This window comes from Elusimicrobiaceae bacterium (assembly GCA_028700325.1).
GTDB lineage: Bacteria > Elusimicrobiota > Elusimicrobia > Elusimicrobiales > Elusimicrobiaceae > JAQVSV01.
On record JAQVSV010000001.1, the window covers coordinates 1 to 22,814 of the forward strand.

At 60.5% G+C, this 22,814-nt stretch carries 23 protein-coding genes and 1 other RNA gene; 5 read left to right on the forward strand and 19 right to left on the reverse strand.

Annotated features, from left to right (window positions below):
* The 3 genes from PHW69_00005 to PHW69_00015 form a co-directional block, all read left to right on the forward strand.
* Positions 1-646: ribonuclease E/G (locus PHW69_00005; protein MDD4003573.1), on the forward strand; the 646-nt coding region annotated here is incomplete at its 5' end.
* A 20-nt stretch (positions 647-666) separates the two neighbouring features.
* Complete coding sequence (locus PHW69_00010; protein ID MDD4003574.1) at positions 667-2,235, forward strand: N-acetylmuramoyl-L-alanine amidase; 1,569 nt, start codon at positions 667-669, stop codon at positions 2,233-2,235.
* Positions 2,204-3,166 (forward strand): alpha/beta hydrolase, encoded by a 963-nt coding sequence (locus tag PHW69_00015; GenBank protein ID MDD4003575.1) that lies wholly within the window; start codon positions 2,204-2,206, stop codon positions 3,164-3,166. Before PHW69_00010 ends, PHW69_00015 begins: the two co-directional genes overlap by 32 nt.
* 294 nt (positions 3,167-3,460) lie before the next feature.
* On the opposite strand, the gene PHW69_00020 is transcribed toward PHW69_00015, so the two are convergent.
* The gene (locus tag PHW69_00020; protein MDD4003576.1) at positions 3,461-4,849 is read right to left on the reverse strand and encodes an MFS transporter; all 1,389 of its coding nucleotides are present in this window, start codon (positions 4,847-4,849) and stop codon (positions 3,461-3,463) included.
* 177 nt (positions 4,850-5,026) lie between these two features.
* On the opposite strand from PHW69_00020, the gene PHW69_00025 reads away from it, so the two are divergent.
* Positions 5,027-5,839: an FkbM family methyltransferase gene (locus PHW69_00025; protein ID MDD4003577.1), complete on the forward strand. Its 813-nt coding sequence runs from the start codon at positions 5,027-5,029 to the stop codon at positions 5,837-5,839.
* Positions 5,840-5,869: 30 nt separating this feature from the next.
* On the opposite strand, the gene PHW69_00030 is transcribed toward PHW69_00025, so the two are convergent.
* From PHW69_00030 to PHW69_00050, 5 genes are all read right to left on the reverse strand, one after another.
* Complete coding sequence (locus PHW69_00030) at positions 5,870-6,139, reverse strand: hypothetical protein (protein MDD4003578.1); 270 nt, start codon at positions 6,137-6,139, stop codon at positions 5,870-5,872.
* Positions 6,140-6,158: 19 nt separating this feature from the next.
* Positions 6,159-6,516, reverse strand: an RNA gene (gene rnpB, locus PHW69_00035) — RNase P RNA component class A.
* A 58-nt stretch (positions 6,517-6,574) separates the two neighbouring features.
* On the reverse strand, positions 6,575-7,165 hold the full coding sequence (locus PHW69_00040; protein ID MDD4003579.1) for a ribonuclease HI family protein: 591 nt from the start codon (positions 7,163-7,165) through the stop codon (positions 6,575-6,577).
* Complete coding sequence (locus tag PHW69_00045; GenBank protein MDD4003580.1) at positions 7,162-7,908, reverse strand: hypothetical protein; 747 nt, start codon at positions 7,906-7,908, stop codon at positions 7,162-7,164. Before PHW69_00045 ends, PHW69_00040 begins: the two co-directional genes overlap by 4 nt.
* Entirely contained in the window at positions 7,908-8,624 is a 717-nt protein-coding gene (locus PHW69_00050) for a class II aldolase/adducin family protein (GenBank protein ID MDD4003581.1), read from the reverse strand. The genes PHW69_00045 and PHW69_00050 overlap by 1 nt, the downstream gene beginning before the upstream one ends.
* Positions 8,625-8,686: 62 nt before the next feature.
* Between PHW69_00050 and PHW69_00055 the strand changes: the two genes are divergently transcribed.
* Positions 8,687-9,181: a nitroreductase family protein gene (locus PHW69_00055; GenBank protein MDD4003582.1), complete on the forward strand. Its 495-nt coding sequence runs from the start codon at positions 8,687-8,689 to the stop codon at positions 9,179-9,181.
* A gap of 59 nt (positions 9,182-9,240) precedes the next feature.
* Here the strand turns inward: PHW69_00055 and PHW69_00060 are convergent, their stop codons facing one another.
* The 13 genes from PHW69_00060 to PHW69_00120 all read right to left on the reverse strand — a co-directional run bounded on the left by PHW69_00060 (position 9,241) and on the right by PHW69_00120 (position 22,707).
* Positions 9,241-9,687: an NUDIX hydrolase gene (locus PHW69_00060; protein ID MDD4003583.1), complete on the reverse strand. Its 447-nt coding sequence runs from the start codon at positions 9,685-9,687 to the stop codon at positions 9,241-9,243.
* 37 nt (positions 9,688-9,724) lie between these two features.
* Complete coding sequence (gene gatA, locus PHW69_00065; protein MDD4003584.1) at positions 9,725-11,158, reverse strand: Asp-tRNA(Asn)/Glu-tRNA(Gln) amidotransferase subunit GatA; 1,434 nt, start codon at positions 11,156-11,158, stop codon at positions 9,725-9,727.
* Positions 11,158-11,445: an Asp-tRNA(Asn)/Glu-tRNA(Gln) amidotransferase subunit GatC gene (gene gatC, locus PHW69_00070; protein MDD4003585.1), complete on the reverse strand. Its 288-nt coding sequence runs from the start codon at positions 11,443-11,445 to the stop codon at positions 11,158-11,160. Before gatC ends, gatA begins: the two co-directional genes overlap by 1 nt.
* Before the next feature lies 1 nt (position 11,446).
* Entirely contained in the window at positions 11,447-13,639 is a 2,193-nt protein-coding gene (locus tag PHW69_00075; protein MDD4003586.1) for a UvrD-helicase domain-containing protein, read from the reverse strand.
* 250 nt (positions 13,640-13,889) lie between these two features.
* Positions 13,890-14,237, reverse strand: coding sequence for a hypothetical protein (locus PHW69_00080; GenBank protein MDD4003587.1), 348 nt, complete (start codon positions 14,235-14,237; stop codon positions 13,890-13,892).
* A 74-nt stretch (positions 14,238-14,311) separates the two neighbouring features.
* The gene (gene gatB, locus PHW69_00085; GenBank protein ID MDD4003588.1) at positions 14,312-15,778 is read right to left on the reverse strand and encodes an Asp-tRNA(Asn)/Glu-tRNA(Gln) amidotransferase subunit GatB; all 1,467 of its coding nucleotides are present in this window, start codon (positions 15,776-15,778) and stop codon (positions 14,312-14,314) included.
* 59 nt (positions 15,779-15,837) lie between these two features.
* Positions 15,838-16,578 (reverse strand): polyphenol oxidase family protein, encoded by a 741-nt coding sequence (locus PHW69_00090; protein ID MDD4003589.1) that lies wholly within the window; start codon positions 16,576-16,578, stop codon positions 15,838-15,840.
* A gap of 15 nt (positions 16,579-16,593) precedes the next feature.
* Complete coding sequence (murI, locus tag PHW69_00095) at positions 16,594-17,394, reverse strand: glutamate racemase (GenBank protein MDD4003590.1); 801 nt, start codon at positions 17,392-17,394, stop codon at positions 16,594-16,596.
* Between the two features lies 1 nt (position 17,395).
* The gene (gene argS, locus PHW69_00100; protein ID MDD4003591.1) at positions 17,396-19,063 is read right to left on the reverse strand and encodes an arginine--tRNA ligase; all 1,668 of its coding nucleotides are present in this window, start codon (positions 19,061-19,063) and stop codon (positions 17,396-17,398) included.
* A complete protein-coding gene (locus PHW69_00105) occupies positions 19,060-20,136 on the reverse strand; it encodes a type IV pilus twitching motility protein PilT (GenBank protein MDD4003592.1) in 1,077 nt (358 codons plus the stop codon). Before PHW69_00105 ends, argS begins: the two co-directional genes overlap by 4 nt.
* A 25-nt stretch (positions 20,137-20,161) precedes the next feature.
* Positions 20,162-20,644 carry a ribosome silencing factor gene (rsfS, locus tag PHW69_00110; GenBank protein MDD4003593.1) on the reverse strand — a complete coding sequence of 161 codons (483 nt, stop codon included), beginning with the start codon at positions 20,642-20,644 and terminating at the stop codon, positions 20,162-20,164.
* 17 nt (positions 20,645-20,661) lie between these two features.
* A complete protein-coding gene (locus PHW69_00115) occupies positions 20,662-21,567 on the reverse strand; it encodes a cyclic nucleotide-binding domain-containing protein (GenBank protein ID MDD4003594.1) in 906 nt (301 codons plus the stop codon).
* 3 nt (positions 21,568-21,570) lie between these two features.
* On the reverse strand, positions 21,571-22,707 hold the full coding sequence (locus PHW69_00120; protein MDD4003595.1) for a type IV pilus twitching motility protein PilT: 1,137 nt from the start codon (positions 22,705-22,707) through the stop codon (positions 21,571-21,573).
* Between the last annotated feature and the right edge of the window lie 107 nt (positions 22,708-22,814).

The window sequence follows — 22,814 nt, forward strand, 5'->3', positions numbered from 1 at the left end:
TATAGATAAGGATATAGACAACCTGCGCCGGGTCAAGCTCGAACTGCCCAATGGCGGCACGATTATCATCCAGGAGGCGGAATCGCTCTGCGCCATTGATGTGAACACCGGCAAGTTTACCGGCAACAAATCGCAGGAGGAAACGGTCACGCAGACCAATATCGAAGCGGCGGCGGAAGTGGCTCACCAGCTGCGGCTGCGCAATATCGGCGGCATAATAGTGATTGATTTTATTGACATGAAAAAAGCCTCCAACCGCAACAAAGTGGTTGAAGCGCTGACGCGCGCGGTCAAGCGCGACCGGGCGAAAATCCGCATTCTGCCGATCACCCGGCTGGGGCTGGTGGAAATGACGCGCGAACGCAAACGCGAAAGCACGGGAAGCCTGCTTACAGAGGAATGTCCCGAGTGCCACGGTTCCGGGCGCGTGCTTTCTTCGGAGAGCATGCGCATAAAAATACAGCGCGAGATCCGCAATCTTACGCTGGGCCGGCCGGGCGGGAACATGCGGCTGGTTCTGCATCCGATGCTGGCCGAAACGATGCGTTCCCGGCAGGAGCAGATCGAGCGGAACGTGCACCGCGGCATAAAGATCCAGTCGGATCCGCAATTGACATGGGAAGATTACCGGATAGTGCTGGAGTAACACACTGGAGAGTAGTGAAGATGAAAAGACTCATTTCCGTTGCTGTGTCATTTATGTGCGTTCTGGCGGGGCTGGCCGGTCCGGCCCCGGCCAGAACGGTCAGGGACAAGATCCAGTTCGCGGTGGCCGGGAAATACGCCGGCAGCGTGGACACTCTGGAGATTGACGGCAACCTCCATGTACAGGCCAAAACCGTATGCCAGCTGCTTAAGGGCACGGTTTACTGGAACGCCAGGTCCGGCGGGCTCAGCTGCCGGATAAAACGGGTTGCGGCGGTTTTCAAAACCGGCAGCCGGGAGGTGCGCGTTGACGGCAGGGATTACGAGATGTCGTCGGCGCTGCGCGTGTCGGACGGCATACCTTACCTGCCGATTGATTTCATCACCGGCGACACTTTCGGCCCGGCGATCGAGCGGGAGATATCCTATAACGAAACGGCGCATTCGCTGGACGTGGAAAAACCCTATAACGTCAGCCAGGTGGATTATTTCTCGTACGGCACTTCGATGCGCCTGAGTTTTGATCTTAAGGGTGTCGAGAAATTTTCCGCCGTGGAGAAGGGGCCCCGGCATGTGCAGATTGTAATTGCCGACGCGCTTGCGCAGCTGGAGGAGAAGGTTCGCCTCAACGACGAGTTCGTGCAGAGCGTGGCGGTCAGCGGTTCCAACGGCAATGTGCAGATTGACATTTACCTGTCCGAGAACGATGATGTCTGGAAAGCTGGCCGCGAGCAGGATACGCTGGTGATCGAGGTGTCGAAGAAAACCGGTGACGAGCGTGAGGAGGATGCTGGCGGGCGGACGGAAGCCACGGTTCGCGGCATAAGCGACAGCGGGGAGGATTACGGCGTCGCGGTTGTTTCGGAAGACACGCTCCAGATTCCCGACATTATTTCGCCCGACCGCGCCGGGCGCAGGAGAATCGTCATAGATCCGGGCCACGGCGGCAAGGATCCCGGCGGGCGCAAGCGGTACGGCCTGCCGGAGAAATCGCTCAATCTGCGTGTCGCCAAGGAGCTGGCCCAGCTGTTGGCGGACGACGGCGGTTACGACATTCTGGTGACCCGCACCTCCGATTATTACATTTCGCTGCCGCAGCGCTGCGATATGGCCAACGAGTTCAAGGCCGATCTGTTTGTTTCGCTTCACGCCAACGCCAATTCCAACAGGCGCGAGAAAGGGTTCGAGGTTTATTTCATGTCGGAGAACGCGTCCGATCCTCTGGCGGCGGCGGTTGCCGCGAAGGAAAACTCCGTTCTGCGGCCGGACGAAAAAATGCCGCTCGAAGATCCCGCCGAAATGCTTTTGCATTCAATGGCGCGCAATGAGTACATGAACGAGGGCGCGCGGCTGTCGGGCATGATAGTAAAAAGGCTCGGAATCCGTACGCCGCTCAAGAACCGCGGCGTGAAGCAGGCCGCTTTTTATGTGCTGCGCGGGACCTACGCGCCGGCGGTGCTGGTCGAGACCGGGTTCATGTCAAATGCCGACGACTGCAAGCAGCTCAACAATCCGAAAGTGATCAAAAAAATCGCCAGAGGCATTTACGAAGGCATTGATGACTACGCAAAAGCGAACGGCTGGAAATAATCCGCGCCTGCGCCGCCTGCTGCTGTCGTTTGCCGGCGCGGCGGTTCTGGCGGGCGGGTACTATTTGCTGGTGAGACAGCTGGCGTACCGCATGACCTATCATTTCGATACCGTCATAAAAACCACGCCCGACACAATCGGTCTGCGCTATTCCCCCGTGGAACTCGATTTCAAAGGCCGTCATGTTTCCGGCTGGTATCTGCCGGCCGCGCGGGCCGACGGGCCGACGGTGCTTTACTGTCACGGCAACGCCGGCAACATTTCAGGCGAATTGCGGCTTTGCAAGGCGCGCCTGCTGCATGACATGGGGCTGGGCGTGCTGATGTTTGATTACGGCGGGTTCGGGCAGAGCCGGGGCAAAGCGTCGGAAGCGGGGCTTCGCGCCGACGCGCGCGCCATGTATTACCGGCTGGCGGGCATGGGTATTGAGCCGGGCCGGATCATACTGTACGGCGAATCGCTCGGCACGGCGGTCGCCTGCGCGCTGGCTACGGAAGTGAATGCGGCGGCGCTGATACTGGAAAGCCCGTTCACTTCGCTGGCGGATATGGGCAGGGCAACGCTGCCGTGGCTTCCCGCAGGGCCGGTGCTGGGCGATTCTTACGCGACGCTCAGGCGTATAGCCGAGATAAAAATGCCGCTTCTGATTTTCCACAGCCGCGAGGACGAAGTCGTTCCTTTCAGTCAGGCGCGGCGCAATTATGAGGCCGCGCGCGAGCCTAAAACTTTTATCGAGCTGTCCGGCGGCCACTCGGACGGGTTCAGGAGTTCCGGCCCGGTTTACACTGCCGGGCTTAAGCGGTTCCTGCTTGAGCGGCTTGGGTTTGACGCCGCTGCCGGGCGGTATGTCCGGGCGCGGGATCCGGGCGTGAAAATAGAGCGCACGGCCGGCGTGAAGCTGAATTTGAAGGATTTGAAAAACAGGGGTTGACTTTAGTGTTTGCGGGTGTATACTAGGGGTGAGGCTGAGCGGTGCCTGACTGAAAAAAGGCTTTTCCGCCGCCTTGTGTAGCCCGCGGGCGAACCCGAACCGGTGTTGCCCGCCTATTTGGAAAAGCAGGAACCGCGGTTGAATGAACGTATGGCGGCCAGTCCGGCTGGCGGGTTCGGATGCGAAGTTGCAGGCGCTGGCAGCGGCAGGTCGCGGCAGGAGTGAACTTACAATTGAAATCCGCCCCCGGAAGGCAACTGCGGGGGCGGATTTCTGTTGTTTGGAAAAGTCGTGTTACACGTCGGTATTGACGGCCTGCACTTCCGGGGCCGCCCGTTTGACGGGTTGGGGCAGCACATGCCAGATCCGCGTGAGCAGAACAGTGCCGATGATGCCGAACGGGAGCATAAACAGCGGCCAGTAGTTCCAGCCGAGCGCGGGCGAACTGGTGATGTGGCCGATGGCGAACGCCTGTATCGCGGTGCCGAGATACACAAAGCCGTCTATGATCCCGACCGCGGTGCCGGCGCCCTTGCGGCCGCCGAAATCCATCGTGGCGGTGCCGCTGAGCATGCCGTGCGTGCCGATTACGCAGATGGACATGAGGAACGTGAGCAGCGACAGCGTCCAGCCGTTTTCAAGGCAAAACAGCATGAACACCGTGCAGACGGTCATGGTCACATATAGCAGTCCGGCGGACGGCGCGCGGCGGGAATTAAAGAACCGGTCGCTCACCCAGCCCGCGAAAACCCCGCCGGTCACGCCCGCTATCATCTGGATCAGGCCCCAGTTGTCGAGCGTGTATTTAAAGCCGGTGGTTATGCCGCGCGCAAGGTTTTCCTTGGCGAAAATCGGATACCACTGCATGATGCCGTTGCGGGTTATGCCGGTGCACATCTCCACAAACGCGATTGTAAGGATTACCGGGTTTGTAAGAACGCGTTTAAGGATAATCAGCACGGGTGGCTGGACATCGTCCTCGCCGCTTGAGGCGTCGCCCAGCTCAAAGTCCTTGAAGCCGGCCTCGCTGGGCTTGTTGCAGAGGAACAGGAAATTAAGCGCCCAGAAAACGCCCAGCAGCGCGGCCGGCGCGAAAAACACCCACCAGACTGCCTGTCCGCCGGTGGCGGCAACGGTCGGGGCGTGGTCAAGAATACGCTGGTTGACGTCGAACGCGAAGAACAGGCCCGATGAAATCATGATTCCGAAAATCCCGCCGAAAGTTCCACGCTCGCGCACATGAAACCACGGCGCGTTTGTTTTCACGATCGCCACCGCGCCGTAACTCTGGAAATACATGTTAAGCGCGTAAAGCACGCTGAAAACAAGCTGCAGCCGCGCCGGGTCGGGCCGGGCCGCGGCGTTCAGTATGGAATAGAGATAGCCGCCCATCAGCAGGTTGGCCAGTATCGTGCCGCCCATGCCGATCAGCATGCTTTTTTTTCCGCCGATCTTATCGGTCAGCGGGCCGTTTATCAGGAATGCGAATGCGTAAACCGTGGCGCCGAGCCCGAAGATTTCGCCGAACGCGGCTTTGCTCATCAGATCGCCGAGCGCGTTTTTGCTTACCGTTAAATTGTAGCGGCCCATGTAGAGGAGGGCGTAGCTGATGCCGAGGGGAAACCAATTGAGAAAACGTCTGAACCGGAAAGCGGAACTGTGCGCGGTGGAAAGATCACCCATAGAATCTCCTGAAAATTTTCAGTTATCAAAATTATATACAAATAAGAACTCCGTTGAAAACGGCCGGAATCAACGGGCAATGGCGAATAGTCTTAACCCTCCCGCAATCCGTTAAGCGTCATCCGTGCGATTGATTCTTGAGGAACATGCCGTTTATTCTATACAATCTATGAATCTATGCCGGCCGGCCTGAAAGATTACGGTTTTTTTCGCGAACTGGCCGAACGGGCGTTAGCCCGGTTCGGCGCGTGCCATATTGCGCGTTTTAACGGATATATGCTGAAAACCGCGCCCGTGTTTTTGAGCGGAGAGTCTCAACCCGGCATAAGTCATGAGCCGCCGGGCGCGGAGTTTGCCCGCGCGTACTTGCGGCCCGGCGATCAGTTTGCCGATATCGGGGCCGGGCCGGGCGCGCTCAGTCTGATTGCCGCTTCGCTGGTGCGGGCGGAAGGCAGAATCGTGGCGGTGGAGCCGCACCCCAGAATCTACGGCTATCTGCGCGACAATGTGGCGTTAAACGGATTCCAGAATGTTTTTACCGTCCGGGCGGCCGCGGCGGGCGCGAAGGGCTTCCTGCGGATCAGCGATTTCCGGGCGGCCGGTTTCAACCGGGTCTGTCTGTTCGGCGGAAAGCCGGCGGATGCCGACACGCTCGACGGCCTGCTGTGGAGGCTGGAAAATAAAATCGCGCTGGTCAATGTCAGCGTTAACGGCTACGAGGCGTTTGCGTTTGCCGGGGCGGGCGAAACGCTTGCGCGGACTGACGCGGTCTGTTTTGAGCTGGCGCGGTGCGCGCTTGGGCGGTACGGAGCGGATGCCGCGGCGGCGCTTGCTCCGCTTGCGAAAGCCGGGCTCGCGCCGTGCCGGTTTAACGGACAAAATATCGAGGCGTTGCCCGCCGGATCCGAACCGCCGGACGGATTTTACTGCGCCGTCAGGGATATCGCCGCCTGCAATGCCCGGCTGGCCGTAAAAACCGCCGTAAAATAACGTTTGCCGCGAACCTGCTGCGCGGGCCGGTTACGACACGGTTATTTCTTTTCCCACGAAAACCATTTTGCCCTGAATGACAATGCCGCTGAAATGAGTGTCGAGTATCGAGGAGTCTCTGGGTATTATGGAAACGTTGCCGTTGACCCAGCTGACGTACTGGATATGTTCGCTGGTGAGCCATTCGTAGGTTCTGGTTTTGCCGTCGTCGGTGATCCAGACGACGGCTTTTTTCCACGGAATCTGTTCCGCGGTGTTCGCCGTCTGGATTTCCGGTATTGCTGCCTGTAACGATTTCATAACGCTCCCTGTAATAACTGCTGGCGCGCGGCCTGTACCCCGGATTCTGTCCGCCGCGGTATTAAACGCGGCTGGGAAGCCATTAATCTATGCGGCCCACTATGCGCTGTCCCCTTGCGGGGACGGACAGGCGGTCCCTGCGCAGTTTTGGCCTTGCTCCCAACGGGGCTTGCCCTGCCCGCGGCGTTGCCGCCGCGGCGGTGCGCTCTTGCCGCACCTTTTCACCCTTACCCTTGCGGGCGGTATGTTTTCTGTTGCGCTTTCCGTCCCGGCGGCTTGAACCGCCGGTCCCCGCCTTTCGGCGGGCGTTGTGCCATGCGGAGTCCGGAAGTTCCTCCGCTCCGGTCGCCCGGAACGGCGGCTTCCCGGCCGCGCGCCAAATCGTCCGTTCTGCGCCCGTCCGCTCCCGATGCTCAAGCGGGCGCGAGCCGGCTGTCAAAATAGTGTCAGCTGTTCCGGCCCGCCGGCGTCAGCCGGTTTTTCCGCGTGTTTTTTTCCGCGCGCGGCGGGCTTGGGGCTCCAATTGCCGGCAGGCGGATTTGCGCGGCCCTGCCTGTCCGCCGCGGGGGCGCCGGGCCGGCCGGCCGCGGTGTCCGGCTGAACTGCCGGGCCGGATTCGCCGCGTTCGGCGGAGTCCAGCACACGGTTGGCCAGCGCGTCAGCCTCGCGGTTCAGTTCGCGCCGCACATGCGAAAGCCTTACCCGCGCGAAATGTTTTGCCAGTGCGCGGATTTGAGTCATCAGAGCCGCGAGGTCCGGGTTTTTTATGCGGAATTCGCCGCTGTACTGTTTGACCAGCAGCAGCGAATCGGAGCGGATGTCCAGCTCGTCCGCGCGCAGTTCGCGCGCGCACTCCAGCGCGACGTGCAGCGCCGTGAATTCCGCTTTATTGTTGGTTGTCAGCGGGCCCAGATACCGGCCTTCTTCTTTCAGCAGCCGGCCTGTTTCGTCTTTTATGACCACGGCGGACGAGCCGGGCCCCGGGTTGCCCCGGCAGCCGCCGTCTATATTGATCAGAAGTTTCATGCCGGCTCCGGCTCCGCCCGGACGGCGTACAATATCCGCGTGCAGCTTTCGCAGAAAACCGGTTTCTCGCCGGACTCCACTTCATTGGCCTGATGCGGCAGAAGCGTCATGTTGCATTGCGTGCAGATCATGACGCCGTTCGGCCTGCGTTTTGCCAGTGACAGGGCGATTCCGTCGCGCCGCTTCAGCAGGTTCTCGTATTTCTCGAAAAGCGCGCGGTCGGTTATCGTGCGCGCGAACAGTTCGCGCGCTGTTTTCAGCCCGTCAGTGAGTTTCGACAGGTTGTCCTTTTCCGCCGCAAGCGCGGCGATCGCTTTTTTTGTCTGCTCCGCGTCTTCCTCATGGTCGAGGCGGATCGGTTCCTGTATTTTTTCTTCCGCTTCAATGCTTTCGAGGCACTGCAACACGGCGGTCTCGATATCGCTTTTTTTGGTTTTCTGCAATTCTATTTCAGAGAGCAGCGCCTTGAACGCGTCGTTCGATTTGATCAGGTTCAGCTCCTGCTGGTGTTTTTCGATAAGTTTTTCCGCCGCCGCCAGTTCGCCTTCCAGTTCCTTGCGGGTGACGAGCAGTTTTTTATACCGCGCTTTTTTGCTTTCGAATATGGCGGTTCGCTGCCGGAATTCGGTTTCCAGCGCGGCGATGTCGCGGGGAATTTCAACGAACCGTTCCAGCGTGCGCGCGATCCGGCGGTCCTGCGCCTGCAGTTCTATGAATTTGTCCAGTTCGGTTTTTGAAAACATTATGCTCCGGTGCAACGGCGGTTAAATTCCGCCAGCGCGGCGGTTACGGCTGAGATTACGGCTTCTTCGTCCTGCCGGAGCGGTTCGCCCGCCCGGCGCAGGGCGGCCAGCTTTTCCAGCTGACGCGGCGGTATGGGGCTGGTTCGGCCCAGCTGACGGGTGACAAGCGTTATCCTGGCGCAATGCTCCATGCTTTCCATCATAAACAGCGCCCGTTCGAGATCCGCCGCATATGTTACCGCTCCGTGGTTGGCGAGCAGAACGGCGTCATGGCCGGGCACGAGCGGGCGCAGCGCGTCAGCCAGTTCGTCTGTGCCCGGAGTGCCGTAGGGAGCGAGCGCCACAGGGCCAAGCGTGACGGCGGTTTCCGCTATGACCGGCTGGTCCAGATTCAGCCCCGCCGCCGCAAAGCCCGTCGCAGTGACCGGGTGGGCGTGCACTATAGCCCCGATATCCGGCCGGAGCGAATAGATCAGAAGATGCATTTTCAGCTCCGAAGACGGTTTGAGCGGCCCGGAAACCTGCCGGCCCGACATGTCGGTAACGCACAGCTCCGACGCGCGCATGAACCCTTTGCTTACACCCGTCGGGGTTGCCAGCACAAAACCGCCGGGCAGGCGGGCGCTGATGTTGCCGTCATTGGCGGCGACGAACCCGGCGGCGTGAAGCCGCCTGCCGGTTTCAACGATCCTTTCCCTTGTTTCGGCTTCCGTCACTGTGTTTTCCCCGCCGCGAATGATATGCTATATTGTACATAAATTGCTTTGCGGAGGTGCGTATGGATGCGATTGACGCGATTGTCGGACGGCACAGCGTGCGCAAGTACATAAAGGCTGCCATTCCGCGCGAACAGCTGGAAACCATCGTGGATTGCGGCCGGCTCGCCGCAACGGCCGTCAACCGCCAGCCGTGGGAATTTGTAGTGGTTACCGCGCAGGCGGCGCTGGACGAACTGACTGCCATCTGTCCCAATAACGCGCCGTTTTTCAAGGATTGCGGAGCGGTTGTGCTGGTGCTGTCGCGCGAGGAAAAATACTATCTCGAAGACTGCGCCGCCGCCACTCAGAATATCCTCATAGCCGCGACCGCGCTGGGTCTGGGCACCTGCTGGGTGGCGGGCGATAAAAAGGATTACGCGCCCGCGGTGCTGAGTTTTGCCGGCGCGCCCGGCGGGTTTAGGCTGGTCAGCATGGTGGGCATCGGTGTGGCCGCAGAGAAAGGCAATGCGCCCAAGCGCAAACTTTCCGAGGTGCTGCACTGGGAACAGTTTTAGGAGGTTGTGCAAACCGCCTGCGCGCACCGGACGGCGTGCAAAACGCCGCGCGGCAGAAGCTAACAGGCTGGTTTGGCGGACAAGGAGCCTGGCTGGCGGTACTGGCGGGCCAGTTTCACGAGCCGGCGGTCGCTGGGGTAACGCACAGTGCGTTCAGCTTCGTCAAATGTCAGCCAACGCACCTCGGATATTTCCGCCGGATCCGGCGCGCGCCCGGTAATTTCCTTCAGGCGCATCAGATACCACTGCACTGTTTTCCGGATTGAATCGCCGCTATCGGTCTGGAAACTGTAGCGCACCCGGCCTGCCGGGCGCAGAATTTCGCATCGGCAGCCGGTTTCTTCCTCCGCCTCGCGCAGTGCGGCCATGCGGGGCGTTTCGCCGCGTTCGACATGGCCTTTTGGCAGCGTAACTATTTCCGCGCCGCGGATGTTGCGTATGACAATAACGCAAACCCGCTCGCCGTCGGTAATCACGCCTCCGCTTGAAAATTCTTTCCGAATCATTAAGCCAGTTCCTTTTCCGTAAAAATTTCCGGAAAAATCAGGCCGCGCCGTCGGCCCTCAGCCCTTGCGCCGCCGTGAAAACAGCCGCCTCGTTAAACGGCGCGGCCAGAAACTGCACGCCGGCCGGCAGGCCCGCCGCCGTTTTCCCGCACGGAACCGACAGGCCCGGCAGGCCCGCCAGATTGCACGGGATGGTGAATATATCGGACAGGTACATCGAAACCGGATCGTCCGTTTTTTCACCTATTTTAAAAGCCGGCGCGGGCACGGTGGGCGTAAGAATGACGTCCACTTTTTCAAATGCCGCGTCGAAATCGCGTTTTATGAGGGTGCGCACGCGCTGGGCTTTCGCGTAATACGCGTCGTAATAGCCGGAGCTGAGCGCGTAGGTGCCGAGCATGATGCGGCGTTTGACTTCCGCTCCGAACGCGGCGCGCGATTTTTCGTAAGCCTGTTTTAAATTGAGGGACGCGCCGGTTTTTCCGGCGGCGAAGCCGTAGCGCATGCCGTCAAACCGCGCCAGATTGCTCGATGCTTCGCTCGACGCTATTATATAGTAAACCGGCACCGCGTATTTCGTGTGCGGCAGGCTTATGTCCACGAGCCGGGCTCCCGCGGTTTCCAGCCTGGCCGCGGCGGCGCGCACCAGTTTTTCTGTTTCCGGGTCCATCCCGGCAACAAAATATTCTTTCGGCAGGCCGATTTTGAGGCCCCGCACGCCGGCTCCGATGGTTTCGTGCCAGGCGGGAACCGGTTTGTCCACGCAGGTGCTGTCGCCCGAGTCGTGCCCGGCGGTTACGGAAAGCACCAGCGCGCTGTCGCGCGCGTCGGCGGTAAAATGCCCGATCTGGTCGAGGCTGGAGCCGAACGCCACCAGGCCCCGCCGCGATACCCGGCCGTAGCTCGGCTTGAGCGCGGTCACGCCGCACAGCGCGCCCGGCTGGCGGACCGAGCCGCCCGTGTCGGACCCCAGCGCCACGGGCACCATGCCCGCCGCCACGGCCGCCGCGCTGCCGCTGCTTGAGCCGCCCGGAACGCGCGAAATATCCAGCGGGTTGCGGACCGGCCCGAACGCCGAATTCTCGCCCGACGAGCCCATCGCGAACTCGTCCATGTTCGTGCGGCCCACGATTACGGCGTCTTCGCTGAGCAGGCGGCGCACAGCTTCGGCGGAATAAACCGCGCGGTGTCCCTGCAGGATTTTGGAAGCGCAGGTGCAGAGCCGGCCTTCATACAGGATATTGTCTTTGATCGCGACCGGCACGCCCGCGAGTTTTCCGGCCGGTTTTCCGGCTTTGATTTTTGCGTCCAGCTCCCGCGCGCGGGTGAGCGCGTCCTCTTCAAACACTTCCAGAAACGCGTTCAGTTCCCCGTTTTTCGCTTTTATCGCGGCGAGCGATTCGTTTATGCTTTCTTCCGCGCCCAGTTTTCCGGCGCGCACTGCTTCGGCGGTTTCAAAAGCGGTTCTCATTATTCGATCACCTTTTTTACCTTGAACAGGCTGTATTCCCGTTCGGGCGCGTTGGCGAGAATGGCCGCGCCGTTGGCGAACGGCCGGAGTTCGTCCTGGCGCAGGACGTTTTCAAAGCCGTGCACGTTCGCGGTTTCGGGCACGCCGGAGGTGTCCACCGCGTCGAGATGCCCGACCAGTTCCAGTATCCGCTCAAACTGCGCGCCGTAAAGCGCAAGTTCCTGCGGGGTCAGTTCCAGCATGGCCAGCCGCGCGATTTTTTCCACTTCAGCCTGTGTGACTTTCATATCAGAGTATCTCCAACGGTGCGTAGCGGAGCATGAACACCTGCCGCTTGCCGGAATCGAATACGACCGTGATTTTTTTGTTGTCGCCGGAACCGGACTCGCCCACAATCCGTCCCGCGCCGAACACCGCATGCCGCACCCGCCCGCCTGAAACGGACGACGGCCGAGCCTGCGCCTGCGACCGGGGCGGAGGCAGGAACCCCGTGTCAGGCCGGTCGTCCTGTTCGTCGCGGTAGCGCGATTTGGTCATCAGCCTGCTTTCAAACAGAAACCGCGACGGCAGATTGGTGTACTGCCTGCCGAACACTTTTCGGGCGGCGGTATGCGTGACGTAAAGCTGTTCCATCGCGCGCGTCATGCCCACATAACAGAGGCGGCGTTCCTCCTCCATTTCGTCTTCGCTGGTATTGCCCGCTCCGATCGGAAAAAGCCCTTCCTCAAGGCCCGTCAGAAACACCGCGGGAAATTCCAGCCCCTTGGCCAGATGCACCGTCATCAGCGTGACGCCGTTTTGTTCGCCGGAACTCTGGTCGGCGCTCGCGGTCAGGGAAACTTCCTCCAGAAAACCCGACAGCGTGGCGTTTTCTTTCGCGCGTTCCTCGTAATCTTTTACCGCGTTTACAAGTTCCGACAGGTTGCCCAGGCGCGACTTGGTGTCGGCGGGATCTTTGTCCAGCTGCGACTCCACGCTTTCCCAGTAGCCCGACAGGCTCAGCAGCCGTTCCATGATCGCCGACGGCGCGGTATTGTTCATTTCCATCCGCAGCTGGCCGAGCAGATTGCAGAAATCGCTTATGCCGCGCCGGGCCGCCGGGGCAAGCTCTATTTCATGCGCGGCGTTGAGGCCCTCGTAAAACGAGATGCCGCGCCCGTTGGCGAACGCCATCACTCGGTCCTGCGCGGTCTTGCCGATCCCGCGCGCTGGAGTGTTGATAACGCGCTGGAGGCAGACGGTGTCGTAGGGGTTGACCAGCAGCCGCGCGTAGGACAGCGCGTCCTTTATTTCCGCGCGGTCGTAAAACCGCACCGTGCCCACCAGCCGGTAGGAGATTGCGGCGCGCCGGAGCGATTCTTCAAACAGACGGCTCTGCGCGTTCGTGCGGTAGAAAACCGCCATGTCCCGGTAGTTGAAGCCTTCCTCGCCCACCAGCCGTGTAATGGTGTCGGCCACCCAGCGCGCTTCGTGCCGCTCGTCGGTCATTTCCTGCGCGACTACGGGGTCGCCTCCTGTTTTCGAGGTGTAAAGGGTTTTCGCGCGGCGTTTGGTGTTGTTGCGGATGAGCGTGTCGGCTGCGTTAAGTATGTTGGCGGTGGAACGGTAATTCTGTTCCAGCGCTATGACGCGGGTGTCTTTAAAATCGTCTTCGAATTCCAGAATGTTGCGGATATCGGCGCCGCGCCATGAATAAATGGACTGGTCCGGGTCGCCCACCACGCACAGATTGCGGTGTTTCTGCGCGAGCGTTTTGGTGATGATATACTGGGTGCGGTTGGTGTCCTGGTATTCGTCCACCAGAATGTGCCGGAAATATTCCTGGTAATGCTCGCGGATATCGGGTTTGTCGCGCAGCAGTTCCATTGTTTTAAGCAGCAGGTCGCCGAAATCCAGCGCGCCCGCTTCGCGCAGTTTTTTTTCGTAACGCAGGTAGATGTCCGCCACCGGCAGCCGGAATGAGGAATTGGAGGTCTGCGAATGGATGGCGTAGGACTGCGCGTCAAGCATGTCGTCCTTGGCGCGCGAGATGATGTTTAAGTACAGGCCGGCTTTGTTCTTCTCGGTCTTGTCGCCGAGCTCGTCGAAGATGTTGCGGATGATTTTTTTCTGGTCGTCATCGTCGTAAATCGTAAAATCCCTGGGCAGGTTGAGCCGTTCCGCGTGCTGGCGCAGCAGCCGCGCCCCGAACGAATGGAACGTGTAGATCCACACTTTCGACCCGGCTCCCGGCACCAGTTTTTCCACGCGCTCGCGCATCTCGCCCGCGGCTTTATTGGTGAATGTGACCGCCAGAATGCGCCAGGGCGGCACCCCGTCCGCTATCAGTTTGGCGATGCGGCAGGTGATGGTGCGGGTTTTCCCGGTGCCCGCGCCCGCTATGATGAGGGTCGGGCCGCCGCTGCATTCCACCGCTTCCCGCTGCCGGGGATTGAGCTTGGCGAGAAACGAGATATCGTACTTCGGTGAAGAAAGTTCCATTAATGGCCGCCTGCGCGTATGAATATAAACATTATAGCTTTTTACGCTGGTCCGTAGAACCTTGCGTCCCGGAAAAGGCCGGCGCGGCGGGTTCGTGCCGGTGAAAGCGCGGCGTTCGCGACGGGGAAGATAGTTTTTGCTGGCGGGCCGTGTCCGTCCGGGCCGGTTTTGCAAATGGGTTCGCCATAGCGCCGCAAGGCGTAAAAAAGCCCCGGCCGGAGCCGGGGCTTTTCGCGGGAGCGGCAAGTTTTTATTTTTTATGCTTCTTGTCTTCGTCAAGCAGCGCTTCCATTTTATCGAGCACCAGCTCTTCCGCTTCCGCGCGGCGGGCCTCGTCATGGATTTCGTCAATCAGGTGATCGGCCATCAGTTCCGCGCCTTTGCCGATGATGTTTTTATATTTCTTGCGCAGAATCTCTTTCATCGCTTCAACCTGAAGCTCGTAATAAGCGTCTTCAAACGCGTCGCGCCACGAGCCGACCGGGTCGGACTCCTCTTCAAGCTCGCTCAGAATCTCCTGCTCGATCTGCTCCCGGAGCGCCTGTTCGTTCATTTCATGATCGTGGCGTCCGTCGCAGCATTCTTCGTGTTCATGCATGGTAATACCTCCAGTTGAAGCTGTTAATCCCCGTACCGCGGATTAAACCCGGCTGCGCTGCAGCCGGGGAAAACTTATGCCCGCCCAGTCAGTTCCCTGATGATTTTGTTGGCGAGCCCGGGGTTCGCCTTTCCTTTCGACTGGCGCATTATGAAGCCCACCAGCGCGCTGATCGCTTTTTCGTTGCCTGATTTCAAATCCTCAACCGCCTTGGGGTTGGCCGCGATCGCCGCTTTTGCCCAGTCGCGCAGCGCGCCGTCGTCCGACACCTGGGCCAGCCCGCTCTCCGCCACTATGTCGGCGGCGGCTTTGCCCGTTGCCCACATCCGTTCGAAAACCTCTTTGCCGGTTGTAGCGGAAATCCTGCCCGCTTCGATCAGCGCAAGCAGCTCCGCCAGCGCTTCGGGCCGGATTTTAGACCCGGCGGCGGTAAGTTTTTCGGAATTGAGTTTAGCCAGCATGTTCGTCCCGATCCAGTTCGCGGCGGTTTTTGCCGGCAGTTTCCCGGCCCGCATAACCGCCTCGAAATAATCGCCGGTCGCGCGGTCGCCCAGCAGCACGCCCGCGTCATAAGGCCCGAGCGCGTAATCCCTGATAAACCGTGCCCTGCGGGCCTGCGGCAGTTCCGGCAGAGCGGCCTTTATTTCCGCCACCCAGCCGGGTGCGGGCGCGAGCGGCACCAGATCCGGTTCGGGGAAATAGCGGTAGTCGTGCGCGTCTTCCTTGATCCGCATCAGCACCGTTTGCCCGGCTTTCTCGTCCCACAGCCGTGTTTCCTGCATGATGATCCCGCCCGAGTTCAGCACCGCGGCCTGCCGTGTTATTTCGTGGTGCAGGGCGTCTTTTACCGCCTTGAACGAATTGAGGTTTTTCAGTTCCACTTTCGTGCCGAACCGCTCCTGTCCGGCTGGCCGGAGCGACAGATTGACGTCCACCCGCAGTTCGCCTTTTTCCATGTCGCAGCTGGATACGCCGGACCACACAAGCGCGTTTTTGAGGGCTGCAAGGTAGCTGTAGGCTTCGTCCGGCGAGCGCATGTCCGGTTCCGACACGATCTCGATAAGCGGCACGCCCGCGCGGTTGAAATCCACCAGCGTGTAATCAAGTTCCGCGCTGCCGATGGCGTGGAGCGATTTCCCGGCGTCGTCCTCTACATGCACCCGCGTGATGCCGATAATTTTTTCGGCCGTATGTTCCGCCGGCCCGGTTTCTATTCTTATCCGCCCGCGCAGGGCGAGCGGTTTGTCGTATTGCGAAATCTGGTAATTGCGGGGGCAGTCGGGATAAAAATAATTCTTGCGCGAAAAAACGGAGCGTTCGCTTATCTCGCAGTCGAGCGCTGCGGCCGCCCTGACCGCCAGTTCCACGGCTTTGCGGTTGAGCACGGGCAGCGAGCCCGGCTGGCCGGTGCAGACCGGGCAGATGTTGGTGTTGGGCGCGGCGGCACTGTCCGCCGCGCAGCCGCAGAACAGTTTTGTCGCGGTGTTTAACTGCACATGGATTTCAAGGCCTATCACTGGTTCGAAAACGGTTTCCGGCATGGCCACCTCGGAACTGGGGAATATCCCATATGATATCAAATTGGCGCGGGCCGCGCCGCTCAGAGCAGAATATAGGAAAGCATCGCGCTGGTACGGCCGGTGCGGCGGAACGAATGGTATGTTTCACCGCTGCATCTGGTGCATTGCGGGGCGGAACGGATATCGGCCCGGTTAAGCCCCGCCGCTTGCAGCTGAAGCGTCAGTTCGAGCGTTATGTCGGCGTAATCGCGCCCGTTTTTCCGGGTCACGCAGGCGGGGTTGAACTGGCAGGCCACTTCAGGCCCCACCTCAAAACAGCAGGCCCCGATATGCGGCGCGATAAACGCGTTCAGCGGGCCCGCCGCGCCCAGTTCAGTCATCCGGCGCGCGGCTTTACCAGCAAAACCCGCCACCGTGCCGCGCCACCCGCAGTGCAGAATGGCGACCGAAGCGGCTTTTTTGTCCCATAAGAACACCGGCGCGCAGTCGGCCGAATAGACGGCCGCGCCTATCCCGCGCAGGCCGCCGCCCAGAATCCAGCCGTCGGCGTTGGGGCGCGGGCGGAACCCGTAGCGCGCCACATCATCGGCGCGCAGCACCTCGAGCGCGTCCGCGCTGTGGATCTGGTGCAGCAGCATGATGCGGGCCGGCGCGATGCCGAGCCGCGTAAAAAAACTTTTCCGCGCGGCGGCCGTTTTCATGTCGCCGTGCGCGTAAAAAGTGGAGCCGTGCGTTGCGCCCAGCGCGCTCAGGCGCGGGTCGGTAATCGGGGCGGGCATGATTTGCGGCACAGGCTGGCCTGTCGTCTGCGTATCGGTCATAATGCAAGGCGCATATCAGTTCGCCAGTTTTTTGAGGTTTACTTTCGCCACGGGCCGGCCAAGAATGTTTTTGGCGAGCCTTGCGAACCGGACGGGATCGTCGCTCGCGTAAAACGCGGTTCTGCCGCCGGAAGACCGGCGCAGAAGCGACTGCGCGCGCAGCATGTCGCGTACCGCGGCGGCGGTAGCTTCAGCCGAGTCAACCAGCGTTACCCCGCCGCCTATCGCGCGCTGAATGACCGGCCTGATGACGGGATAATGGGTGCAGCCGAGAATAAGGGTGTCGGCTCCGCAGCCGCGCAGCGGCTCCAGGTATTTGCGCGCGGTCAGGTCGGTGATGTCGTCGTTCCACCAGCCTTCCTCCACCAGCGGCACTAGCAGCGGGCAGGCTTTGTTGAACACCCGCGCCGTTTTGCTGATTTTTCTGATCGCCTTGTCATACGCGCCGGAGCGGATGGTGGCTTCGGTTCCGATAACCGCGATCCTGCCCGTCCCGCTTGCCCGGCAGGCCGCCTGCGCGCCGGGCACGATCACCCCGGTTACGGGAATGCTCAGGTGTTTTTTCAGGATATCAGCCGCCGAGGCGGACGCGGTGTTGCACGCTATCACCAGCAGTTTGATATGCCTTCCGGTCAGGAAATCCGCTATCGCCAGCGAATAATCCGTGACCGTTTTTTTCGATTTGGAGCCGTACGGCACATGCGCCGTGTCGCCGTAATAAATAATGTTCTCGTTCGGCAGAAGCCGCTGGACCGCCTTTAAGACGGTGAGTCCGCCCAGCCCGGAATCGAAAATTCCTATAGGCCGCTGCCGCATATCACATGGCCTCCGGCGCGCAAACCCCTATCACGTCCAGTCCCGAGCTGATGACTCCGGCTACCGCCCGGCACAGGCACAGCCGCGCGGCGGTGGTTTCCGGCCTGTCGGGATCGAGAACCCGGCACGCGTCGTAAAACGGGTGGAACAGGCCCGCCAGTTCTGTCAGATAGGTGGTGACGTAGTGCGGCGTCAGGTCGGCCGCGCAGAGTTTCAGCACGGCCGGGTAAAGCAGCATTTTCTTTATGAGCTTTCTTTCCTGCGGCGCGAATTCATAGCCGTCAAACGCGGCGGTAAAGTCCAGCCCGGGCGCGAACGAGGCGGCGTTTCTGATCGTTACCGGCCCGGCGGGCGCGCCGGCCGGCAGTTTTTCTTCCAGCGACCGCAGAATCGAGGAGATCCGCGCATGCACGTACTGCACATAAAAAACAGGGTTTTCCTGCGAACGTTTTTTCGCCAGTTCGATGTCGAAATTAAGATGCGAGTTCGGCGTGCGCGACGCGAAGAAAAACCGGCAGGCGTCCGTTCCCGCTTCACCGGTCAGCTCGCGCAGGGTGATGAATTCGCCCGCGCGTTTTGACATCTTGACCGCCTCGCCGTTTTTGTTAAGGTGCACCAGCTGATGCAGTATCACCTTGAATTTTTCCGGGTCGTGCCCGATGGCCGCCATTGCGTGCCGCATGCGCGGCACATAGCCGTGGTGGTCCGCGCCCCAGATGTCAATAATAATGTCGAAACCGCGGTCATGCTTGTTTTTGTGGTAGGCGATATCGTTCAGGAAATAGGTAGGCGAGCCGTCTTTTCGCACCAGCACGCGCGCTTTGTCCTCTTCCCGGCCGGATTCGTTGGGCTCGCCGAACCAGACCGCTCCGTCCGCTTCGTGGGTCATGCCGTTTTTCCGCAGCAGCGCCAGCAGTTTTTCCGGCTCGTTCGCGCGGTGCAGCTCGGTTTCGTGGAACCAGCGGTCAAAGTGCGTGCGGAAAGCCGCCATATCCTCTTTCTGGCCTTTCAGAAGCAGGTCAATGGCGAACCGGGAATAATCGTCCGCCGTCCAGCCGGAGTCGTCGGAAACCGCGGCGGCGAGATCTTTGACGTAATCGCCGTGATACCCTTCCTCCGCTACGGTTTTCCCCTTGCGCCGCGCCAGCACCGATTCGCCCAGCAGCCGCACCTGGTTGCCGGCGTCGTTGATATAGAATTCGCTTTCCACCGTGTAGCCGAGCGCGCGCAGAATGCGCGCCAGGCTGTCGCCCAGCGCCGCGCCGCGCCCGCTTGCCACATGCAGCGGGCCCGTGGGATTGGCGGACACGAATTCCAGCAGTACTTTCGTGCCGGCGTTCGCTGGATTTTTCAGGCAGGCGGCATGGTCTTTGAGAATTTCCGTTATCGCGCCCGCGCAGCCCGCGGCCGACAGGGTTATGTTTACGAAACCCGGCGGCACCACGTCTGTTCCGGCCACGCCCGGCAGTTTCGCTATGTCCGGGGCCAGCGCGCCGGCCAGTTCCAGCGGCGATTTTTTCAGCAGTTTCGCCGCGGAAAGCGGCCAGCTCAGCGAAAAATCCGCCGCCACATGGTCGGGCGCGGCGGACAGGCCTGCCGCGGGCAGGTCCGCGCCGAACCGGGCGATGACCGTCTGGGAAACAAGCTGTTGTAAATCATGAAGTTTCATACGGGATATCCTGACTTGATTTGATTGACGTACTGAAGCACCGTTTCCGGGCTGTGAGCCTTGCGCTGAGCGGTTTCCGGCGTAACCACGCCGGAGGCCGCCAGCCGCGCGAGCGATTTGTCCAGCGTGGTCATGCCGTATTTTCCGCCGGATTCGAGCGCGCTGTAAATCATGTGGGCCTTGTTCTCGCGGATCAGCGACGAGATTGCCGTGGTCATTACCATGAACTCGCGCGCGGCGATCCGGCCAGTGCCGTCGGCGCGCGGCAGCAGCACCTGCGACAGCACCGCTTTAAGCGTAAGCGCGAGCTGGGTGCGGATCTGCTGCTGCTGGCTGGTGGGAAACACGTCCACCATGCGGTCCACCGTGGAGGCGCAGTCCTGCGTGTGCAGGGTGGCGAGGCACAGATGTCCGGTTTCGGCCGCGCTGATCGCGTACTGGATGGTTTCCAGGTCGCGCATCTCGCCGATCAGAATGACGTCCGGCGCCTGCCGCATCGCGCGCCGCAGCGCTTCCGCGAACGACTTGGTGTGCCGGTTGACTTCCCGCTGCAGCACAAGGCTTTTCCGGTTCTGGTAAACGTATTCGATGGGATCTTCGATCGTGATTATGCTTTTGCAGTATTTCCGGTTGATTGACTGCACAAGGCTTGCAAGCGTGGTGGATTTGCCCGAGCCGGTCGGCCCCGTAACCAGCACCAGCCCGCGCGGCAGATCGGCCAGTTCAGCCATCTGCTGAGTCAGGCCCAGTTCCTCCGGCGCCGGAATCTGGCCCGGAATCACCCGGAACACCGCGCACAGGCCGCGCTGCTGCAGAAACACGTTGCCGCGCATGCGCGCGACATCGGGCACGGAAAAGGAAAAGTCCAGCTCCCAATCCTGCTCGAACCGGGCGCGCTGATCCTCTTTCATAACGGAATAGACGACCTGACGCGCCTCCTCGTGCGTTAGCGGCGATTCGGACGCCGGCAGTATCTCGCCCGCCAGCCGGATCAGCGGCGGTGAACCCGCCGCCACCACTATGTCGCTGGCGTTTTTTGAAACCGCGAACTCGAACAGTTTCACTATATCCATGCAATCCTCCGCAACGGGCGCAAAGCTATCTGGCGGCTTTGCGCGGGGCCGGTTTCCTGACGGCGGGTTGTTTCGCCGCAGGTTTTTTAACCGCCGTTTTGGGCGCGGGGCTGGCCCAGCGCACCTTCGCGCCGAAATGGAAAATCTTGTCGAGCCCGTAAAATTCCCGTATTTCGGGGGTCATCACATGAATGAGCACGCCGCCGAAATCAAGCACTTTCCAGGAGGAGCTGTCGGACCCGTCTATATGTGTGCGCAGGAGGCCGTCCGCCTTGAACTTTTCGGCTATTTCATCTCCGATCGCGTTAATCTGCGGCTCGGAGTCCGCCGTGGCGATCACCACGAAATCGCACAGCGTGGATTCGGCCGACACGTCCAGCACGATAATGTTTTCGGCCTTCTTTCCGTCAGCGAACCGCGCCGCCGCGACCGCCAGTTTTTTAAATTCCGCCGCAGTCAGCCTTGAAGGCCGCGTTTTGACGGGAACGTCTATCTTGATTTGTGCCATGAGGTAGTTTGTCCTTGTTAGAATAAATTCTGCCGGTTGCGCTCCAGCCGGTCACGCAGCGCGTTTTCGCGCGCGTAGCGGATCCTGTCCACCGCTGAATTGGCGATGCGCGCCACCGTGTCGAACGGGATGGCCAGGCGGTCACGTTCTTTCCGCGTCAGTTCGCGGGGCGCCTGGAAAAACAGGCAGCCGTCGGGTTTTTCATCGCCCGGCAAAACGGCCGCGTAGGTCTGCCCGTCGAGCCAGCCGGCCCGGATGCCGGGCAGCCGGTCCGATGCCGGCAGCCCTTCCGCCGGGCCCGGCCCGCAGGCGCCCGCGGGTTCGTATTCCTCGCTGAAAACATTATAGATGAAAGCCGCCAGCCGCCAGTCATAGCCGAGATGCAGGCGCAGTTCCGACAGCAGTTTGCTTAAAAAACCGCTTTCCTTTGCAAAGTCCCTGAAAAGCAGTTCGCTTATATCGAACAGCATGGCCAGTTCCGCGGACGTGGCGCGCAGCCGTTGGGTCAGGGCTTTTGTTATTCTGGAATAAAACGCGAAGCCTGTCGCGGGGTCGGACCGGATCATTTCCTCGAAATCCTCCCGGCCCAGCTCCAGCAGTTCGGTTTCGCAAACCGCGGTGGCGCGCGCGGAGCTGGGCATGTTGTCGAACAGCTGCATTTCGCCGAAAAATTCTCCCGCGCCCAGATCGGCCAGCGGTTTCGCCGCATAAGCCTCGCCTTCCTCGCTTACGCGCTTGGCTATGATGACGCGGCCGCTCAACAGAACGTAGAATCTGTCGTCTTTGACGTTTTCTTCCAGCACCGTTTCATCGGGCGCGCAGACACGCCGGCGCGCTTTCGCCTGGAACAGCGCGATCGCCGCGTCGGGAAAGCCGGTGAAGAATGAAAGCGCTTTAAGGCGCTCTATGGCGGGTTCGGGCATATTTCAATCGTCCAGCATGGATCCGGCGTCCGCCATGGATCCGGAATATTTTCCGGCCGGCCGGTTTGCGCCGGAGCCGGGGTTTTCGCCCAGCAGCTGGCGGAAACTTTCCATGCTGTGCACGCGCGGTTCGGCTTCTTCGCGCGTGACAAGCTGTTCGCTCACCATATGGGCCAGCGCCTTGTCCATCGAAACCATGCCGTAGTTGACGCCGGTTTCTATGGCGTTGTAAATCATGTGGGTTTTGCCTTCCCGGATGAGATTGGAGATGGCGGGCGTCACCACCATCAGTTCGCGCGCCGCTATGCGGCCCGTGCCTTCGGCTTTTGGCAGCAGCACCTGCGACACGACCGCCTTGAGCGAATTCGCCAGCTGCACCCTGATCTGGGCCTGCTGATGCGGCGGGAAAACGTCAATGATGCGGTCAACGGTGGAGGCGGAATCCTGCGTGTGCAGCGTGCCGAAGCACAGGTGCCCCGTTTCCGCGGCGGTTATGGCGAGCTGGATGGTTTCCAGATCGCGCATTTCGCCCACCAGAATAACGTCGGGATCCTGCCGCAGCGCCGAGCGCAGCGCGGCCGCGAATGATTTGGTCTGCTGGCCGACTTCGCGCTGCCGGAAAACCGATTTGTTGTTGGTATAGGAAAACTCGATCGGGTCCTCCACGGTGAGGATATTGCGCGCTTCGGTGCGGTTGATGGTGTCGAGCAATGCGGCCAGCGTGGTGGATTTTCCCGAGCCCGTGGGCCCGGTCACCAGCACCAGCCCTTTGTCCAGCCCCGCCAGTTCCTTTATGGATTTGCTGAGCCCGATTTCTTCAGGCGTGGGAATCTTCGACGGAATGACCCGCATCACCGCCTCCACTCCGTGGGTCTGCATGAACACGTTTATGCGGAAGCGCGACAGCCCCGCCACTCCGAACGAACAGTCCAGTTCCCATTCCCGCTCGAAAATCATCCGCTGGTTTTCAAAAAGGACCGAATAAATGGTGTTTTTCGCGTCTTCTGCGGAGATTTCGGGAAAATCCGGCACGGGCAGAATCTCGCCGTGCAGCCGCATCATCGGCGGCTTGCCTATCACTATGTGTATATCGCTCGCGCCGAGTTTTACCGCTTTCGTAAGCACTTCAACCATGTTCATGATCAGCTCTCCCCCTGGGGTTTGCATGTTGGGCTGTCACCGCTGTTTCCGGCCAGACCGCTTCTTTTAAGTTTAGCATTTAACGCGGTCATGCATACATCGAAGCC

Excerpts from the sequence above, each read along its gene's own strand:
- PHW69_00060 (MDD4003583.1), bottom strand. The coding sequence starts at position 9,687 with ATGATTCGGAAAGAATTTTCAAGCGGAGGCGTGATTACCGACGGCGAG.
- PHW69_00115 (MDD4003594.1), bottom strand. The coding sequence starts at position 21,567 with ATGCCCGAACCCGCCATAGAGCGCCTTAAAGCGCTTTCATTCTTCACC.
- rsfS (MDD4003593.1), bottom strand. The coding sequence starts at position 20,644 with ATGGCACAAATCAAGATAGACGTTCCCGTCAAAACGCGGCCTTCAAGG.
- PHW69_00010 (MDD4003574.1), top strand. The coding sequence starts at position 667 with ATGAAAAGACTCATTTCCGTTGCTGTGTCATTTATGTGCGTTCTGGCG.
- PHW69_00075 (MDD4003586.1), bottom strand. The coding sequence starts at position 13,639 with ATGGAACTTTCTTCACCGAAGTACGATATCTCGTTTCTCGCCAAGCTC.
- PHW69_00020 (MDD4003576.1), bottom strand. The coding sequence starts at position 4,849 with ATGGGTGATCTTTCCACCGCGCACAGTTCCGCTTTCCGGTTCAGACGT.
- PHW69_00040 (MDD4003579.1), bottom strand. The coding sequence starts at position 7,165 with ATGAAACTTCTGATCAATATAGACGGCGGCTGCCGGGGCAACCCGGGG.
- argS (MDD4003591.1), bottom strand. The coding sequence starts at position 19,063 with ATGAAACTTCATGATTTACAACAGCTTGTTTCCCAGACGGTCATCGCC.
- PHW69_00025 (MDD4003577.1), top strand. The coding sequence starts at position 5,027 with ATGCCGGCCGGCCTGAAAGATTACGGTTTTTTTCGCGAACTGGCCGAA.
- PHW69_00030 (MDD4003578.1), bottom strand. The coding sequence starts at position 6,139 with ATGAAATCGTTACAGGCAGCAATACCGGAAATCCAGACGGCGAACACC.
- gatA (MDD4003584.1), bottom strand. The coding sequence starts at position 11,158 with ATGAGAACCGCTTTTGAAACCGCCGAAGCAGTGCGCGCCGGAAAACTG.
- PHW69_00045 (MDD4003580.1), bottom strand. The coding sequence starts at position 7,908 with ATGTTTTCAAAAACCGAACTGGACAAATTCATAGAACTGCAGGCGCAG.
- gatB (MDD4003588.1), bottom strand. The coding sequence starts at position 15,778 with ATGCCGGAAACCGTTTTCGAACCAGTGATAGGCCTTGAAATCCATGTG.
- PHW69_00015 (MDD4003575.1), top strand. The coding sequence starts at position 2,204 with ATGACTACGCAAAAGCGAACGGCTGGAAATAATCCGCGCCTGCGCCGC.
- PHW69_00055 (MDD4003582.1), top strand. The coding sequence starts at position 8,687 with ATGGATGCGATTGACGCGATTGTCGGACGGCACAGCGTGCGCAAGTAC.
- murI (MDD4003590.1), bottom strand. The coding sequence starts at position 17,394 with ATGCGGCAGCGGCCTATAGGAATTTTCGATTCCGGGCTGGGCGGACTC.
- PHW69_00080 (MDD4003587.1), bottom strand. The coding sequence starts at position 14,237 with ATGCATGAACACGAAGAATGCTGCGACGGACGCCACGATCATGAAATG.
- PHW69_00105 (MDD4003592.1), bottom strand. The coding sequence starts at position 20,136 with ATGGATATAGTGAAACTGTTCGAGTTCGCGGTTTCAAAAAACGCCAGC.
- PHW69_00090 (MDD4003589.1), bottom strand. The coding sequence starts at position 16,578 with ATGACCGATACGCAGACGACAGGCCAGCCTGTGCCGCAAATCATGCCC.
- PHW69_00120 (MDD4003595.1), bottom strand. The coding sequence starts at position 22,707 with ATGAACATGGTTGAAGTGCTTACGAAAGCGGTAAAACTCGGCGCGAGC.
- gatC (MDD4003585.1), bottom strand. The coding sequence starts at position 11,445 with ATGAAAGTCACACAGGCTGAAGTGGAAAAAATCGCGCGGCTGGCCATG.